This is a genomic window from Candidatus Phytoplasma solani (genome assembly GCF_041729705.1).
In the GTDB taxonomy this organism is placed as follows: Bacteria; Bacillota_I; Bacilli_A; order Acholeplasmatales; family Acholeplasmataceae; genus Phytoplasma; species Phytoplasma solani.
In genome coordinates this window covers 424,906-441,846 of the sequence record NZ_CP103788.1, presented here as the reverse complement: position 1 = coordinate 441,846, position 16,941 = coordinate 424,906, and the positions used below count along the sequence as shown (strand labels likewise).

The 16,941-nt window shown below is 27.9% G+C and carries 16 protein-coding genes and 1 tRNA gene; 12 read left to right on the top strand and 5 right to left on the bottom strand.

Features of this window, described 5'->3' with window-relative positions; all coding sequences use genetic code 11:
• The first annotated feature begins 35 nt into the window (after window positions 1-35).
• The 10 genes from psc1_RS02165 (at window position 36) to pth (ending at window position 8,543) form a co-directional block, all read left to right on the top strand.
• Window positions 36-758 carry an RNA methyltransferase gene (locus psc1_RS02165; RefSeq protein WP_023161434.1) on the top strand — a complete coding sequence of 241 codons (723 nt, stop codon included), beginning with the start codon at window positions 36-38 and terminating at the stop codon, window positions 756-758.
• Between the two features lie 36 nt (window positions 759-794).
• Complete coding sequence (locus tag psc1_RS02160; RefSeq protein WP_023161433.1) at window positions 795-1,340, top strand: inorganic diphosphatase; 546 nt, start codon at window positions 795-797, stop codon at window positions 1,338-1,340.
• A gap of 93 nt (window positions 1,341-1,433) precedes the next feature.
• Window positions 1,434-1,886, top strand: a complete 453-nt coding sequence (gene smpB, locus psc1_RS02155; RefSeq protein WP_023161432.1) for an SsrA-binding protein SmpB — start codon at window positions 1,434-1,436, stop codon at window positions 1,884-1,886.
• Between the two features lie 34 nt (window positions 1,887-1,920).
• Window positions 1,921-2,604 (top strand): hypothetical protein, encoded by a 684-nt coding sequence (locus tag psc1_RS02150; RefSeq protein WP_373400959.1) that lies wholly within the window; start codon window positions 1,921-1,923, stop codon window positions 2,602-2,604.
• Window positions 2,604-3,737 carry a DUF2779 domain-containing protein gene (locus psc1_RS02145; RefSeq protein ID WP_373400957.1) on the top strand — a complete coding sequence of 378 codons (1,134 nt, stop codon included), beginning with the start codon at window positions 2,604-2,606 and terminating at the stop codon, window positions 3,735-3,737. Before psc1_RS02150 ends, psc1_RS02145 begins: the two co-directional genes overlap by 1 nt.
• Before the next feature lie 199 nt (window positions 3,738-3,936).
• Window positions 3,937-5,010, top strand: coding sequence for a transcription termination factor NusA (gene nusA / locus psc1_RS02140; protein ID WP_023161429.1), 1,074 nt, complete (start codon window positions 3,937-3,939; stop codon window positions 5,008-5,010).
• Between the two features lie 4 nt (window positions 5,011-5,014).
• Window positions 5,015-5,299 carry a YlxR family protein gene (locus psc1_RS02135; RefSeq protein WP_023161428.1) on the top strand — a complete coding sequence of 95 codons (285 nt, stop codon included), beginning with the start codon at window positions 5,015-5,017 and terminating at the stop codon, window positions 5,297-5,299.
• A 39-nt stretch (window positions 5,300-5,338) separates the two neighbouring features.
• Window positions 5,339-7,177 carry a translation initiation factor IF-2 gene (infB, locus tag psc1_RS02130; RefSeq protein ID WP_373375488.1) on the top strand — a complete coding sequence of 613 codons (1,839 nt, stop codon included), beginning with the start codon at window positions 5,339-5,341 and terminating at the stop codon, window positions 7,175-7,177.
• 3 nt (window positions 7,178-7,180) lie between these two features.
• Window positions 7,181-7,525, top strand: coding sequence for a 30S ribosome-binding factor RbfA (gene rbfA / locus psc1_RS02125; protein WP_193550453.1), 345 nt, complete (start codon window positions 7,181-7,183; stop codon window positions 7,523-7,525).
• Window positions 7,526-7,982: 457 nt separating this feature from the next.
• Window positions 7,983-8,543, top strand: a complete 561-nt coding sequence (gene pth / locus psc1_RS02120; protein WP_023161425.1) for an aminoacyl-tRNA hydrolase — start codon at window positions 7,983-7,985, stop codon at window positions 8,541-8,543.
• A 69-nt stretch (window positions 8,544-8,612) separates the two neighbouring features.
• Here the strand turns inward: pth and psc1_RS02115 are convergent, their stop codons facing one another.
• Window positions 8,613-9,899: a hemolysin family protein gene (locus tag psc1_RS02115; protein ID WP_023161424.1), complete on the bottom strand. Its 1,287-nt coding sequence runs from the start codon at window positions 9,897-9,899 to the stop codon at window positions 8,613-8,615.
• 666 nt (window positions 9,900-10,565) lie between these two features.
• On the bottom strand, window positions 10,566-12,935 hold the full coding sequence (gene priA / locus psc1_RS02110) for a primosomal protein N' (RefSeq protein ID WP_122225572.1): 2,370 nt from the start codon (window positions 12,933-12,935) through the stop codon (window positions 10,566-10,568).
• Between the two features lie 873 nt (window positions 12,936-13,808).
• Between priA and psc1_RS02105 the strand changes: the two genes are divergently transcribed.
• Window positions 13,809-14,027, top strand: coding sequence for a hypothetical protein (locus psc1_RS02105; protein WP_238603327.1), 219 nt, complete (start codon window positions 13,809-13,811; stop codon window positions 14,025-14,027).
• A 101-nt stretch (window positions 14,028-14,128) separates the two neighbouring features.
• On the opposite strand, the gene psc1_RS02100 is transcribed toward psc1_RS02105, so the two are convergent.
• From psc1_RS02100 to psc1_RS02090, 3 genes are all read right to left on the bottom strand, one after another.
• A tRNA-Ser gene (locus psc1_RS02100) sits at window positions 14,129-14,216 on the bottom strand.
• Window positions 14,217-14,248: 32 nt separating this feature from the next.
• Window positions 14,249-15,457: an acetate kinase gene (locus psc1_RS02095; protein ID WP_122225573.1), complete on the bottom strand. Its 1,209-nt coding sequence runs from the start codon at window positions 15,455-15,457 to the stop codon at window positions 14,249-14,251.
• Between the two features lie 98 nt (window positions 15,458-15,555).
• Window positions 15,556-16,266: a hemolysin III family protein gene (locus tag psc1_RS02090; RefSeq protein ID WP_023161217.1), complete on the bottom strand. Its 711-nt coding sequence runs from the start codon at window positions 16,264-16,266 to the stop codon at window positions 15,556-15,558.
• A gap of 487 nt (window positions 16,267-16,753) precedes the next feature.
• On the opposite strand from psc1_RS02090, the gene psc1_RS02085 reads away from it, so the two are divergent.
• Window positions 16,754-16,915 (top strand): hypothetical protein, encoded by a 162-nt coding sequence (locus tag psc1_RS02085; protein ID WP_373375656.1) that lies wholly within the window; start codon window positions 16,754-16,756, stop codon window positions 16,913-16,915.
• Window positions 16,916-16,941 lie beyond the last annotated feature (26 nt).

The following is a 16,941-nucleotide window of genomic DNA, read 5'->3' as shown; positions in this document are numbered from 1 at the left end:
AAAACAAGTATATTTATCAATTAAAGGAAAATGAGATGATTACTTCAAAGAAAAATCCAACTTTCAAAAAATTAAAAAAATTAAAAGCTAAAAAATATCGTGATTTATATCAACAATTTTTAATATATGGCACACATTTAATCGAGCAAGCACAAAAGAATATCGACCAATTTGACAAAAGTCAAATAATTGAAATATATACTTCTTCTTCTGAAGCAAAAGGAACTTTTATGACTCAAACTTTGATGAAGGAATTATCGCAAACTAAAACTGTTTTTAGTCAAATAGCTCTTTGTAGTTTCCCTTTGGCAAGTGTTTCTTTAAGTGATAAAATTCTAGTCTTAGAAGACATTCAAGACCCTGCTAATTTGGGAACTTTATTGCGAAGTGCTTTAGCTTTTGGATTTGAGACTGTTTTTGTCAGTTTTCATAGTGCTGATTTTTATCATGAAAAAACTATCCGCGCTAGCCAAGGAGCCATCTTTGAATTGACTCTAAAAAGAGGCAATCTGCAAAACTTTTTAGAAGAGTTAAAACGCATGGATTATCAAATTTTTAGCACATCAGCTCATAAAACTAATTTTGATATACAAATAGCCAAAACATATCGCAAAAAAGTTTTAATTTTAGGCAACGAAGGAGCGGGGGTATCGTCTGGAATTGAAGCTCTTTGTGATGGATTGTTAAATATCAAAACTCAAAAAGTAGAAAGCCTCAATGTAGCTATGGCTGGTAGTATTTTGATGCATCTTTTGTGATTGTTAAAAATTAAAAAAAAGAAAAAGAGAAATAAAATGAATATATTGCACAACATTAACCCAAAAAGAATTACCAAAGAAGAATTTATAGTGGTGATCGAAATCCCTCAAGGGAGCAAAAAAAAATACGAAATCGATAAGGAAACAGGGATGTTATTGTTGGATCGCTTTTTGACAACTTCCTTTCGCTATCCTGCTAATTATGGTTTTATTCCTTTAACTCATTGTGATGATAATGATCCTTTAGATGTCTTGGTTTTGACCCAAGAAAGTCTAACTCCTTTGACTTTGGTCAAATGTCGTCCTTTGGGAGTTATTAAAATGATTGATAACTATGAATTAGATGAAAAGATCTTGGCAGTTCCTGTAGCGGATATCTCTTGTCAAAACTGGTATGATTTGCCAGATATTCCCGTTTCTTTGTTAGATGAAATCAAACATTTTTTTCAAAATTACAAAGCTTTGGAAAAGAAAAGTGTCATAATCGAAAACATCAAAGGCAAACAAGAAGCTTTTCAAGCAATTGAAAAAAGCATTTTAACTTATCAAACAACTATTAAACCGCATTTAAAAAAAGATTAATACACCGTTTTAAAATAACAACTGAAACAAATAAAAATATTTTTTTAGTTTTTGGTTCTCTTTTTTTAATCCCTTATTAAAGAAGGTATCGTTATGAAAACAATTGTTACCAACAAAAAAGCTCTTTATGATTATTTTTTAGAAAAGAAAAAGTATCATGCTGGAATCCAATTATTAGGAAGCGAAGTTAAATCAATTCGTTTAGGTAAAACCAATTTCAATAACGCTTATGCTTATATCAAAAATGAAGAGATTTTTATAGTTAATATGGTTATTTTAAAATATCCTTTTAGCCGTTCTTTAGATTATGATGAAAACAGGACTAAAAAACTTTTATTGCAGAAACAAGAAATTATCCAAATCAATAACAAAATCAAAACGCAAAGTCTTTCGATTATTCCTTTGAAGCTTTATTTTGACAAAAATTTAGTAAAAATTGAGATTGCATTAGCGAAAGGTAAAAAAAAATACGATAAAAGAAATAGTTTGAAAGAAAAAGAAGCTAATTTATCGATTCAAAAAACTTTAAAAAAAATGAATCAATAAAGCAAAGCTACTTGCAACAAATAAGGGGGATATAATGGATATTTCTAAAACTCGCTTCATTAAATTCTTAAAAATCTTAAAATATGTCAATTATAAAGAATTATACCGTTCTAAAAAACAATTTCTTTTTGAATATGGTACTGAATTACGTGATTTGATGCAAGAAGAAGCTTATGATAAAAAGATAAGTTTTTTACAAGAAAGTCTAGATGAAGAAAACATCAATAATTTAGACCAAAAACATTTAGAAGCAATGCAACCTTATTATCAACAATTAGAGGAATTTGCAGGTAAACAATTAACTGCTAATTTCCAAGGCGAAATCATTTATTCTTTAGACACTTACAAACAAAAAAAATTCCAAATCAAAAAAAAAGGTCATCGTTTTTATTGCTTTTTGGATGGCTATCAAGAAGATGATAAGACTATTCGCATTTTTGAAATCAAAGCAACTACTAGCCGTAAGTTTATAGATTTAAAATTTAAAAACAAAAACAAACAAACAACTCCTTTTTTCAAAATGCAAAGTCAAAATTTATTAACGTTAAATAAATTTGAACAAAACATAGATGATAACAACTATCAACAAAAAATCGAAAAACTCCTTAATCCTTACAACAAAGATGGAAAATATATGTATGATTTAACTTATCAAAGTTGGGTGATTGAAAATAGTTTGACCGAGGCACAAAAAAAAAAAAAAGACAATATTATTTAGTGGTTTTAAATAGTGATTATGTTTTAGAACAAGGCAAGGTTGACAAAAAAGATTCAAATTTGATTACTTTGATTGATTTAACTAAAATTGCTTTTCAAGGTAAACATTTATTAAACCAAGATAGCGAGCTTTTAATTAAACATTTGGCAATTAGAAAAACAACCAACTTGCAAGAAAATTTTTTACCGCAAAAAATCTTAACTTTTTTAGAATCAATCCCTGATCAAGATAGTATTTTTAATTATTTTGACCATAATCACGGCTTTTCGGGTAAAAAAATATCAGATTTGATTGAACAAAAATATTATCAAGCTCTTAGTTTGCCTTTGGAATGGCTTAATCGCAGTAGCAATCGGATTCAATATCACACCTTAAAAAAGAAACTCCCTTATTATCATTTCGATAAGATTGATTTAGGTTTAAAACAAATAAAATATCCGATTTATTATTTGGATTTTGAATCTTTTCCTTGCCCTTTTCCAAGGTTTTTTGGTGAAAGACCTTATAGTCAATCTCTTTTTCAGTTTTCCTTGCATATTGAAAAAACGCCTGGTTTATGCAACAAAGAACACGATCATATCTCTTTTTTAGCTATAAATCACAAAGATCACAGAAAATCTTTGTTAAAAAAATTATTAAATAGTATTTGTGATGATGGGGGTTCGATTATTGTTTACCATAAACCTTTTGAAATTGGTCGTTTAAAAGAGTTAGCTTTATTGTTTCCTGCAGAAAAAGAAAAAATCGATAATTTAATTGCTAGAATTTTTGACCTCAAAGATCTTTTAAAAGGTAATAAGGAATTTTACCAAAATTTAGGACTTGATAAAGAGGAAGCCAAAGGGATTAATTTCTATCATCCACAATTGCAAGGTTCTTATTCGATTAAAAAAATCGCTCCTTTGTTTTGTGATCTAACTTATGATAATTTGATAATCCAAAACGGAGTTCAAGCTTTTATAACTTATCTTAGATTACCGAACATGTCAGAAAACGAATTTCGCATTCAATATCAAGCTTTAGTGGCATATTGTCAACAAGATACTTATGTAATGGTAGAAATTTTAAGAAGTTTGCAAGCTAAAAACCAAAATAGAAACTTTTTTCATCTCACTTTAGAAGATTTTAATTGATACAAAAAATAATTTCTACCCCCTCAAAGAGATAAAAAAAATATCATTTAGAGTTTTTACATGTTATAATAATACTATAAGTTGTTTTTTCAAGATCAAAGTGGTGCTTGTATGAGTTACTGCTTTTTTCCTTTTTATAACTTGTTTTTAATTTGATATCTTTAATATACCGCTAAAATTTTTAAAAGGAGGTAATGGTTTGATTAGTAAGAATTTTTTTAAACTATTAGATAAGATAGTACAAGAAAGAGATTTGCCGCGCAAAGAAGTGATTGAAGCATTTGGCAAAGGATTAATCGCCGGTTGTAAAAAAAATCATCAAGTAAAAAGTTGCCGTGTTCAAATGAGAGAAAATAAAAGCGAAATTCTTCTATATAAACAATTTATAGTTGCTGATAAAACCAACATTGGCATGATTAATTTAAAAGAATTAACCCCGATTGATTTATCAGAGGCACAAACTATTAAACCACAAGCAAAAGTAGGACAAATTATCGAAATTAAAGTCGATCCAAAAGAATTTAATTTATACGCCATCAAAGAATTTAAAAACCAGTTTAATGAAGAATTAACCAAAAGGAAAAGAGAAAACATTTATCATTTTTTTAAAGAACAAGAAGGTAAATTGATTAGTGCTAAAGTTATTTCAGAAAACGAAAGATTTTATAACCTTGAATTAGAAAAAGAGATTACTACTTTATTACCCAAAAAAGAAATTTCTGACAACAATGTACCACATATAGGCGAAAGAATTCAAGTTTTTTTATCAGAAGTTAGAAAAACTAATAAATGGCCTAAAATTTTTGTTAGTTATAATCATGTCGGACTTGTGGTGAAAGTCTTTGAAGAAAACATCCCCGAAATCCAAGAAGGGATTGTAAAAATTATGGCAATTGCCCGCATTTCGGGCGAAAGAACTAAAATTGGCTTAAATTCACAAGATCCTCAAGTTGATGCAATCGGCTCTTGCATTGGTGCAAACAGTAGTCGGATTAAATATATTATCAAAATTTTAAAAGGCGAAAAAATTGATTTGTTTAATTGGAGCGAAGACCAAAAAGAATTAATTAGTAACGCCCTAAGACCGGCTCAATGTGTTAATGTGATTATCAAAAACGAAGTTAATAAATATGCTGTAGCAATTATTCCAGATGATCAATTTTCTTTGGCAATCGGAAAATTAGGCAAAAACGTAAAATTAGCCGTAGAAGTGACTAAATGGAATATTGATATCAAAACTTTATCTCAAGCAAAGGAAGAAGGAATCATATAATTACATGAATATTGCAAGAATATGTATAGTTTCTAAAAAAAAACAACACACTAACAATATGATTAGAGTTAATGCTACTAAATTAGGCAAAGTAGCAATTGATTTAGACCAAAAACTACAAGGAAGAGGAGCTTATTTGAGTTTCAATCAAAAATATATTCAATTAGCTCAAAAAAAAAGACTTTTAGATAAAAAACTCAAAACTCGCGTCCCAGAAACAATTTATTCAGAACTTTTAAAGTTGGTTCGGTCAACAACAATCAAAAAAACAATTTTATACAACAATTAATTTATAATTTATTTAACAAAGATAAAAGGAGGGATATCAATGACCTTTAAGAAAAAAACAAATAAACCAGCCGCTAATAAAACTACTTTTCAATCAGATAAACACAAAAAAATAAAAAAAACTTATTTATTCAATCCCGAAGATAAGGTTTCACAAATTGCTCAGGCTTTTGGGATTTCTAGTGCTGTTTTGGTTAAGAAATTATTACAATTAGGGGTAGAAGCCAACATTAATCAAACTTTAGACCAAGAAATAATTAAGATTTTAGCTAAAGAATGTAATGTTGAATTCAAAGAAGAAACTCTAACAACTATAATAAATGAAGAAAAAAAACTAAAAAAAACAACCACCCAATTAAAAGATCAAGCTAATTTAGAAAAGATGCCTCCGATTGTAACTATTATGGGACATGTTGATCACGGCAAAACCACTTTATTAGATGCAATTCGCAAAACTCGTGTTGTTGACCAAGAATTTGGCGGAATCACCCAACATATAGGAGCTTATCAAGTTGAATATCGAAGTTATAAAATAACTTTTATTGACACTCCCGGACATGAAGCTTTTGATAAGATGAGAGCTAGAGGGGCGAAAATAACAAACATTTGCATTTTAGTTGTAGCAGTTGATGATTCTGTCAAACCTCAAACCATTGAAGCCTTAAAACATGCTCAACAAGCTAAAATCCCTATTATTGTGGCTCTTAATAAAGTCGATAAGCCCAACAATAATAGTCAACAAATCATGACAGAATTGTCAAGTTTTAATTTATTGCCAGAAGAATGGGGTGGGACTACCCCTTATATATCCATTTCAGCTCTCAAAAGGGAAGGACTAGATAAATTATTAGAAATGATTTTACTTTTAAGTGAAATTCAAGATTTAAAAGGCAACTCACACAATTCAGCCGAAGGAACAGTTATTGAAGCTAGTTTGGATAAATCCTTAGGACCAGTAGCTACTTTTATCGTTAGCAATGGTAATTTAAAAGTAGGCGATATTGTAGTTGTTGGCAACACTTACGGCAAAATTCGTTCTATGAAAGATGAAAACCAAAAACTGTTAAAAAAAGTTCTACCTTCTCAACCGGTCAGAGTTTCTGGCTTAAAAGAAGTTCCACAAGCAGGAGATTTTTTTTATGTAGTAGCTAATGAAAAACAAGCTCGTCAAATTGTTGACGCCTCTAAAGCAACACAACAAGATTCTTTGGTTAAAACCATATTGCCACAAGATTTAACTAGTATTTTACAAAACTTAGAAGATGAAAAGCCGAAAGAATTAAACATCATCTTAAAAGTAGATACTCAAGGCAGTTTAGAGGCTTTACGCGGAATGATTGATAAAATTAAAGTTTCTGATTTAAAAATTAATCTTTTGCGCGCCTCAGTTGGAACTATTACTGAAAAAGATATTGACTTAGCTCATTCTTCGGAAAGCATGTTGATAGGATTTAACATTAAAACAACATCTTCGATTTTAAAATTAGCCCAAGGACAAAAAATAAAAATCATAATGCATAACGTAATCTATCGCATTATCGAAGATATTGAAAAAAAATTAAAACAGATGGTAAAACCTATTTTTGAAGAAGTTATCACAGGTAAAGCTGAAGTTAGAAAAGTATTTCAAATTAGTAAAATTGGTAGTATTGCTGGTTGTTACGTAATCCAAGGGATTGTTAATAACGATGATTTTGCCAAAGTGATAAGAAATAACGAAGTTATCTTTAAAGGTAAAATTAACTCTTTAAAACGTTTAAAGGAAAATATTAAATCTTCTAAGCAAGGTTATGAATGTGGTATTTTATTGGATAACTTTAATGATTTTGTAATCAATGATATTATAGAGACATCTAAATTAAGTAAAGTGGAGGATTAACAAATGATTGTAACAACAGCAGATAGAATGGCTAGCGCCATTAAAAAAGAATTAATTTTAATCAATGAAATTATTCAAGACGAACAAATAGGTTACATCAACTTAACTGAAGTTCAAGTGACCAAAGATTTATCTTTTGCAAATATTTATTACACTATTTTAAGTGATTCTCCCGACATTTTAAAATTAACCGCCGATACAATTGAACAAAATAAAATTGTTATTAGGATGGAATTAGCTAAAAAAATTAAAAACTTTCGAAAAATACCTAATTTAGTTTTTAAATATGATAAATCTTTATCTTATGGACGTCATATAGAAAACATTTTAAAAGATATCAAGAAGTAAATTGGATGCATCTTTTATAATCAAAAAAAATGGTTTACTCAAAATTTAATATTTTAACACTATCTTTTAAGCGAAGGTAGTTCTTTTTTTATATTTAAAATCACTTACAAAAGAATTTATAAACATTGGTTTTTAAAATTTTTTTAAATTTTAAACTGATAAATTAAGAGTAATAATGATTCTAACAAAAAAACACACCATTGCCTAAAAAATAGTTAAAATATCGCATGTAATTATTTATTAACCAAAAAATATTAAATTTTTGTTGACTTGAGGAAATAGAAATTAGTTTTTGTAGGTTATAAAAATTCTTTTTACTGTTAAGTTTATTTTGCTTTCTTTTTTGATCGAGAAAAGTCTGATAAAAAAAACTAATAAATCATCAGTCTTTGGCTATATTAAATTATAAAAAAATTTAAATTTTGTTAACTGTATAACCGTTAGAAGAGGAAAAAAAATGAAAATTATTATTGGTTTAGGGAATAAAGGACAACAATTTAAAAATACTCGTCATAATGTGGGATTTTTAGTTTTAGATTCTTTTTTAAAACAAAATCAACATCAAATAATCGAAAAGACAGATACAGCCCATATTTATAAAGTACAAGACTCTTTGTTGATTCAACCACAAAAATATATGAATTTATCTGGCGAAGTAGTGAAACATATTTTAAATAAATATCAAACAAAAATAGAAGATATTTTAGTTATTGTAGATGATATTTATTTATCAGAAGGAAAAATCAAATTAAAAATTCAAGGCGGACATGGAGGACATAATGGTTTAAGAAATATTATTGACTGTTGTGGAACTAAAAATTTTAAAAGATTAAAAATAGGGGTTGGTTATGACTCTCAAATTCCTTTAAATCAGCACCTTTTAACACCTTTTAACCTTCAAAAAGAAAAAGAGATTTTACAAAATATCGATGTTATTAATAAAATTATTATTAAATTTATTCAAGGAGTTGAATTTAATTCTTTGATGAACTATTATAATATTAAAAAATCGAATTAGTTTAAATATAAAATATAAAAACAAAAGCAAGTATTTTTCGATACTTGCTTTTTTATTAATTTATAATATTTAATTATTTTTGGTAATTTTAATTTTGGTAATAACTTTATCTTGGTGTCGCAAAGATTCAAATCGATATCCTTTGTAGTTAATTTTAATGTGTTCATCTTTTTGCGGGAATCTACCTAGTTGACCAATTAAAAAACCACTTAAAGTATCATAATCCCCGCTATCAAACTCAATTTTAATAACTTCTTCAATTTCTTCTAAATTAGAAAAACCATTAACAATGTATTCACCTTGAGAAATTTCTTTAATCATTATTTCTTCATCTTTGTCGTATTCATCAGCAATTTCGCCTAATATTTCTTCAATTAAATCTTCGAAAGTAATAATACCTGCTGTGCCACCATGTTCATCGATGACTATCGCCATATGATTTTTATTGGCTTTCATTTCTCGAAACAGTTCGCTCACATTTTTAGAGTCTGGAACAAAAAAAGCTTCTCTGATAAAATTTTTAAGGTTAAAAGTTTCATCACAAGTTTGAAACATGAAATATTTAAAAATGTCTTTGATGTGAACAACACCTATGATATTATCAATGTTGTTTTTATAGATAGGAAAACGAGTATATTTTTGCTTTTTGATAAATTCAATCATTTCTTCTTTAGTAATATCGGCATTAATAGCTACAACTTGAGTGCGATGACGCATCACTTCATAAATAGCTGTATGATCAAAATCAAAAATATTTTGGATCATCTTGTTTTCGTTTTTATCAATAACCCCTTTGTGATAACTCGAGTTTAACATTAGACGTAGTTCATCTTCTGAAATAAACACCTGACTTTTGTTTGAGTTAATGCCACAAACCATTAAAAAAGAATTACTAATTTTCGTCAAAAACCAAACTAAAGGCTTAATAAGACAAGCAATTAATAAAATAGGAGTGGCAAAAAAATAAGCTGTTTTGGCAGGAGCATTCATAGCTAAACGTTTTGGAATTAATTCACCAAAAACAATAGAAGCACTAATAATGATAGCTTCAATTAAGATGTGTTGCATCTGTTGTGTAATTGTAAACGAAAAAATATCAATATTTTCTTGGGATTTTAAAAAATAAGATGTTACAATATTACCCTGAAAAAAAGTAATCATATGAATCATAATTTGAATAACAGATAAAAAAGTTGTTGGCTTTTCTTTAATTTTTTTGACTCTTAAAGCTTTTTTGTTGCCTTCTTTAATGTCTAACTCAATTTTACTTTCGTTAGTAGAAATAAAAGATATTTCGCTGGCGGCAAAAAAAGCGTTTAATAAAATCAAAATAATTAACAATAATATTGGATACATTTTAAAAAGCCGCCTTTTGATCTAATAAAGCAACTTGTTGACACCAATTCCTGTGTGTCTTATCTATTTTGACCAATATTGTACTATCACTATCGTCCATTTTTTAAATTCATACCTCATTTTTATAATTATATTTAAATAACTAACTTTATTTTAACATAAAAATATAAAAATGTCAATTTTATTAGTGTTATATCAAATAAATATAATAAGTTTTTTGAATATCTTCTTTAGTTCACTTCACAACGAAACAATAAAATAGCTATTTGAAACTTTTTGTCATTTAAAGTCTAAATTCCTTTTTAAAAGTTATTGATGATTAATTTGTTGTAATTAAAGCAAGCTAAATAAAATTAAAAAAAGATGTAGTGTTTCGTTTTTTAATGCAATTTTTAATTTTAAAATTACCCTTTAAGGTTAAAAAAATTAATTAATAATTTCAATATCTTTTCAAACTAAAGAAATATTTTTTTAAAAATTAAAAAGTGTCTAAAGTTTAAAAACACCTCAATTATAATATTAATTATTAAACCCATAAAAACTAATCAATTGCTAGTTTTTTGAAAAATAATATTATTTTATTCGATCTTAGTTTAAGTTTGTGCTGGATTCTAAATTAAAATTACTTAACTTAAAATTCATCTAAACTATCCCAAATTATCTTTTTTACAACAAATCAGCAAAACGATCAAAAAAAAGCAAACAGTCTTGATGTATCTTTTGAGTTGTAATAAATTCTAGATTTAAAGGCCAATGATTGTATTTCAAAGTTAACAAAACACGGTAACGATTGTTTTTTTTTGGCATCATCGATAAAACAGGCCCTAAAACTTTAATTTTCGGATGACAAATAGTTGTTTCTAAAATATCTTTGATTTGATGAGCTACATCAAAGACTTTTTTAAAGTTAGAGTGAGTGATCAAAATTTTACTCAAATATCCAAAAGGCGATGTTTGAGAGATTAATCTTTCTTGCAAAAGTTGTTTGACAAAATTATCTTCATCATAAATAACAGCTTTTTTGATGGCAAAATGGTCTGAATTATAACTTTGAACAATCACTTGCCCTTCTTTTTTTCTGGCACAACGACCAGCGGCTTGAAGTAATAATTGAAAAGTTTTTTCTGAGGCTTTAAAAGATGGTATTTTGAGAAGAGCATCAGCCATCAAGATGCCAACTAAAGTTACTTGATGAAAATCAAGTCCTTTGGTAATCATTTGCGTTCCTAATAAAATATCGGCTTTGTGTTCTTGGAAATCATTCCACAACCTTTCATATTGAGTCAATTTGGTGACATTATCTGAATCAAATTTAATTATTTTAGCGTGTTTAAAATGTTTTTGCAAATGATTTTCGATATATTCAATCCCAACTCCTAAAGGTTTCACTGCTTTTTTACAACAATTACTGCATTGATTAGTAAAAGCTTTTTGATAACTGCAATAATTACATTTTAAAATTTGTTTTTGACGATAATAGGTCAGGCTTGAATCACAATTTTGACATTTAGGAACGTTACCGCAGAAACGACATAAAACAAAAGGCGAAAATCCTTTGGTATTAATAAATAAAATCGCTTGTTCTCCTCTGGCTAAAGTTTGTTCTAAGGCAGTTTTTAAAGTGATTGAAAACGGTTCTAAATTGCCATTTTTTAACTCTTCTTTCATATCGATTAATTTAATGCGAGGTAAAGTGCCGATCAAAGCCCTTTTGGTTAATTTTAATAGTTGATATTTTTTTTGTAAAACTTGATAATAACTTTCCAAAGAGGGAGTCGCACTACCTAAAATCAAAGGAATCCTGTGATAATTGGCTCTAATTTGGGCTAATTCTTTGGTATCATAAGGGGCTTGGTTTTTTTCAATCAAAGAATCATCATGTTCTTCATCGATAATAATTATGCCTAAATGATTTAAGGATGCAAAAATAGCACTTCTCGTCCCTAAGACAATTTGAGCGGTTTGGGTTTTAATTTTGTTAAACTGAGTTTGTTTTTGCAAGGGACTTAAATAACTATGAAAAACAGCTATTTTTTCCTTGTCAAATTTAGCCTCTAAACGTTGTAACAAAGAAGCTATCAACATCACTTCCGGCACAATTAATAAAACTTGTTGCTGCATTTTTAAAACTTGCTCAATTAAATTTAAATAAATTTCTGTCTTGCCGGAACCTGTTTTGCCGTGCAAAAGATAAGTTTGATATTGGTTGAACCGAATACTTTTTAACACTTGTTGTTGTTCTTCATTTAAAGTGATTTTTTTATCTTGTTTGAGTGGGGTAAAATGATGTTCTAAAACAACGTCTGTCTTTTTTAAAGTCGGTACAATGATTTTTTTTTTGATTAGCGCTTGGATGATACTTTCTGAAGTCCAACGTAAAGCTTCTTTTCTGTCGATAAAGGTTTCAAAGAGAATAGTTTTGTTTTGATAATTGACTAATATTTTTATAAATGCTTCTTGTTTAGGGGTTAATTTTAAACTTTGTAATTCTTGTAATTCCACATTTAAAACATAAAAAAGAGTATTTTTTTCTATTTTTCTTGTCTTGGAAATATCTTTTATAAAAATAATACCTTGTTGCGATAAAACTTGCAGTGAAGACATCATTTTATGGTTAGCGTTAACTAGAAATTTGTTTTTTTTAGGAAAATTAATTTTTATGTTTTTAGGGATTAATTGAGGTTTTATAATTGTTATTTCTTTTAAGTGGGTGATTAAAAAACTCTTTGGCATGATAGTTTGATAAACTAAAGCTTTGAGGCTAAAAGGGTTTTGGAGCATGTTATCTGCCAATAAAAATAATTCTTCGTTAAAATAAGGTTGCTCGTCTAAGATATCAATTAATTCTTTATTAGCGAATTGACTGGTTAATTGAATGTCTATGATATAACCTAAACGATATAAATTTTTGGCTCCAAAAGGAACAACGACTCTCATCCCTTTTTGTGCCAAAGAAAGCAAATTTTCAGGAATTAAATAATCAAAGCAACGATTTAAAGAAGATGTTTTTAAATCTATAATAACTTGAGCTATCAATTTGTATATCCTTTTCTTTGTAAATTGCAAAATAACAACCGATAATTAAATTATAACAAAAAAAGACACTAGGAAGAACCTGTTATTTATTTTTTTTAATTAATGTTTTTTAAGCAGTTGATTTTTAGCTGGGGGCATAAAAATTTGTGTTTAATATGGATGAATAATGAAAAAATAAGCGAAAAAGAAATTATTGTCATTAAAAATAGAAAGCAATTTGGTGATGTGTTTGTTGATGTTTGGTTTAAAATTAAATAAGCTGAATTATCGATTATTAAAATTCTTATTAAATATAAAATTGAATGAATCAAAGCCACACAAAATTGTTGTTATTTTAGGTTAGTTTTGTTGATGACAAAATAATAGCAAATGTATACGAGAGGCCAAAAAGATAATATTTTAAAATGGTAGTTGTTAGTTGTCATGTTTTATTAGTTCTTTCGATACTACCATTTAAAACAAATATCAAAATACAAACACAAATAAAAAAGAATCTATCAAACAAATGTAACTCATTTGAGTCAAAAAGTATTGATATTTTCTTGAAGATAAAAATACCAAAAAATAAAAGTTGATGAACAAAATATTTTGTCTGGCGAAAAACGAAAAAAAGAAAAAAATATCCAGAAATATAATTATTTGACTATATTAAGGTTTAAATACAAAAAATAAAAAATAAGATTTTTTAATACAATATATTTTAGTTTTTCGTTGTAGTACGTAAAATAGATTTTAGTAAACACCTTTATTATACTATATTTTTGAGATTAATCTTTTGTTGTTTGTAGAAAGAAAATAATTTTATTGCCGCAAGCAATATAAAAAATATATAATATCATTATAAAGTATTTTTAAATATGATCAAAAGGTAAAATGATGTTAACTAGACAAGCCAAAGAGCGAAAAATTCGCAAAATGTTGAAAAAAGTTAATTTCGAGCAATTAAAAATTGTCATTTTAAAAAATTGGAGCAAAAAGACGCATTTTGAAATTTCCACTCACATTCTTTTTGTCAATCCGAAAGTCAAAACAATTGTCGAACAAATTTTAAAAGAAATTAAAAAATCGCAAAACACATTAAAAAATAATTAAACTCTCAATTATAATTTTTTGTTGCATTATTTCTAAGTTTGGATATAAAAAAGAGCTATCGTAATGGATAGCTTTGTGATTTTATTTAGTTTTGAAATAATTGGCGGAGGAAAAGGGATTCGAACCCTCGCATCTTTTGGATCTACACGCTTTCCAAGCGTGCCTCTTTGGCCACTTGAGTATTCCTCCGAAAAAGTCTTAAAAAAAGACTTTTTTTATTATTAACAGCGATTTTTGTTATCGCGAATTTGTTCATTTTGGATTCTTATTACATCGCAAGCAATTGCTAATTCTTCGTTAGTCGGAATCGTAAAAGCTTGAATGAGAGAATCAGGAGCAGTAATTAAGGCAATTTGTCCTTGGGCTTTATTTTTTTGTTCATCTAATTTGAATCCTAAAACAGCTAAGCGTTGAATAATTTCAGATCTAAAAAAAGCTGAATTTTCCCCAATGCCAGCAGTAAAGACTAAAGCATCAATCCCTTTTAATAAAACGTAATAACTGGCGATATAATCAACTATCCGTTTGACTTGGATATCAAAAGATAAACGGGCTTGTGGGTTGCCTTTATCGATTTCGACTAGAATATCGCGTATATCGTTAGAAATCCCAGAGACTCCAAGATAACCTGATTTTTTATTTAAATCATTAATCACTTCTCCAATGCTTTGGTTTTCTTTATCAGCGATAAATTTGATCACTGCTGGATCAATGTTACCACTGCGCGTTCCCATTGGCACCCCCTCTAAAGGGGTAAAACCCATTGACGTGTCCAAAGATTTGCCAGCATCAACCGCACACAAAGAAACTCCGTTACCAGCGTGACAAATGATTAATTTGGCGTCTTTTTTATTTAAAATTTGTTCCATTTTTTCGGTAATAAATTTATAAGAGGTACCATGAAAGCCATATTTTCGGATTTGATATTTTTGATACCATTGATAAGGGGTGGCATATAAAAAATTTACTGCAGGAATGGTTTGATGAAAGGTGGTATCAAAAACTCCTACTTGAAATAAAGACGGCAAAACCTTTTTAAAAGCTCTAATGCTTATAAGATTGGCGGGGTTGTGCAAAGGGGCTAAATCACAAAGACTTTCGATTTTGGCAATCGCTTCATCAGTTAAAACAGTTGAATCTTGAAACAACTCCCCTCCTTGAACGATCCTATGGCCGACTCCTTCTATTTCTTCTAAATTTGTAATTACTTGTTTGCGAATTAACATATCTAACAATAATGTGACTGCTTGTTGATGGTCTTTAATTTCTAAGGTTTGGGTTTCTTTATTGTTTGGGGTTTTAAGGGTAAAAGTTGCATTATTGTAACTAATTCTTTCAATTAAACCCGAAGCGATTAAAAGCTGTTGAGGCATTTCTAATAATTGAAATTTTAAAGAAGAACTGCCTGAATTAATTGACATAATTTTCATATATTTTTCTCTTTTCTGAAAGGATAAATTTTTGGAAATAAAGTTTTTGTTGTTATTTTAATTTTGGTTGGTAGTAAAATGAGAAGAAAAAATAGTAATTAACTGACTTTTAAATTTTTTAAATTTTGTAATAAATAATAAATTCCTACAGCGTGGAAACAAGTGCCTAACATCACAAAAAGATGCCAGATAAAATGAAAATATTTTTTATTATCTTTGACATAAAAATAAACACCACCAGTATAACAACAGCCTCCTAAAATGATAAAAAATAAAGTTTTTCTGTTATTTAGTTTTATTAATTCAGGAAACAACAATATTCCACTCCACCCTAATAAAACATAAAATAAAAGATGGAGGTATTTGCCTTTGTCAAACCACATGACTTTGCAAGTGATACCTAAAGTAACTAAAATGCATTGACAAACAAAAAAAAATCGTCCTTTAGTAAACCATTTAAACGTTTCTGAATCGAATAAAGAACCTCTTAATTCAGGTAAAAGTAATAAAATAGGAGAAAAAGTTCCCCAAATAAGTAAATAAATACTAATATGATCGCATTTTTGAAAAAATTTATGAGCTTTGGTAAAAGACAAAGAATGGTACAAAGTGCTTGTCAAATAAAGGATAATAATAGAAATACTAAAAATCGAAATAATCATTTTATTATTAACATCAATTTTACAAATTTCAATATTAAAAAGAACAAGAATAAAAATTCCTAAAGGAACCATTAAACCATGAGAAATAGCGTTAGCGATTTCTTCTCCATAAGTTTGCTTATCGCTTGATTTTGTAGGCCATTTCATCTGATTTTGTTCCTCCTTGAATGATTTTTAGGTATCTTTAAATAATTAAAATTTGAATTAAAAATTGTTTTGATGATTTTAAAATTTTTTTGTCAAATAAAAAGAATAAAATAAAAAATAACTCCTTTATATTTTAGCATATTATAAAGACAACAGATAGAAAATAAATTTGAAAAAACACACTGTTATCAAAAATTGTAAATAAATTCATTTTTAATACCTGAATAAAGCTAGTTTTAATAAGCAACCGGACCAAAAAACGAAACCACCTTAAAACAAAAAAATAAATCCACAAAAAATCAAGCTAAATTGTTTATTAGCCCACCGGACCAAAAAACGAAACTACCTAAAAACAAAAAATAAATCCACAAAAAAACAAGCTAAATTGATTATTAAATTAAAATAAACAGTTTAGCTTTTTTTGTTTTCTAAACTGTGGAAAGGAGAAAAAAATAATGAAAAATCAAATTGAAGAATTAGAAAAAATTTGCAAATCCTTACAGCCAAGGAGCGCGAAAACATAAATTATTCGAAAAAATTCGCACGTTGGGCGGAAGAATATAAATTCGAGGCACAAAAAGTCAAAATCAAGGCAAAAACAATAAAAACTAAAATAGAAGCATTAAAAAACCAATTAAACCAAGAATAAATAAAAATATCCAAAAAAGGGGAAAC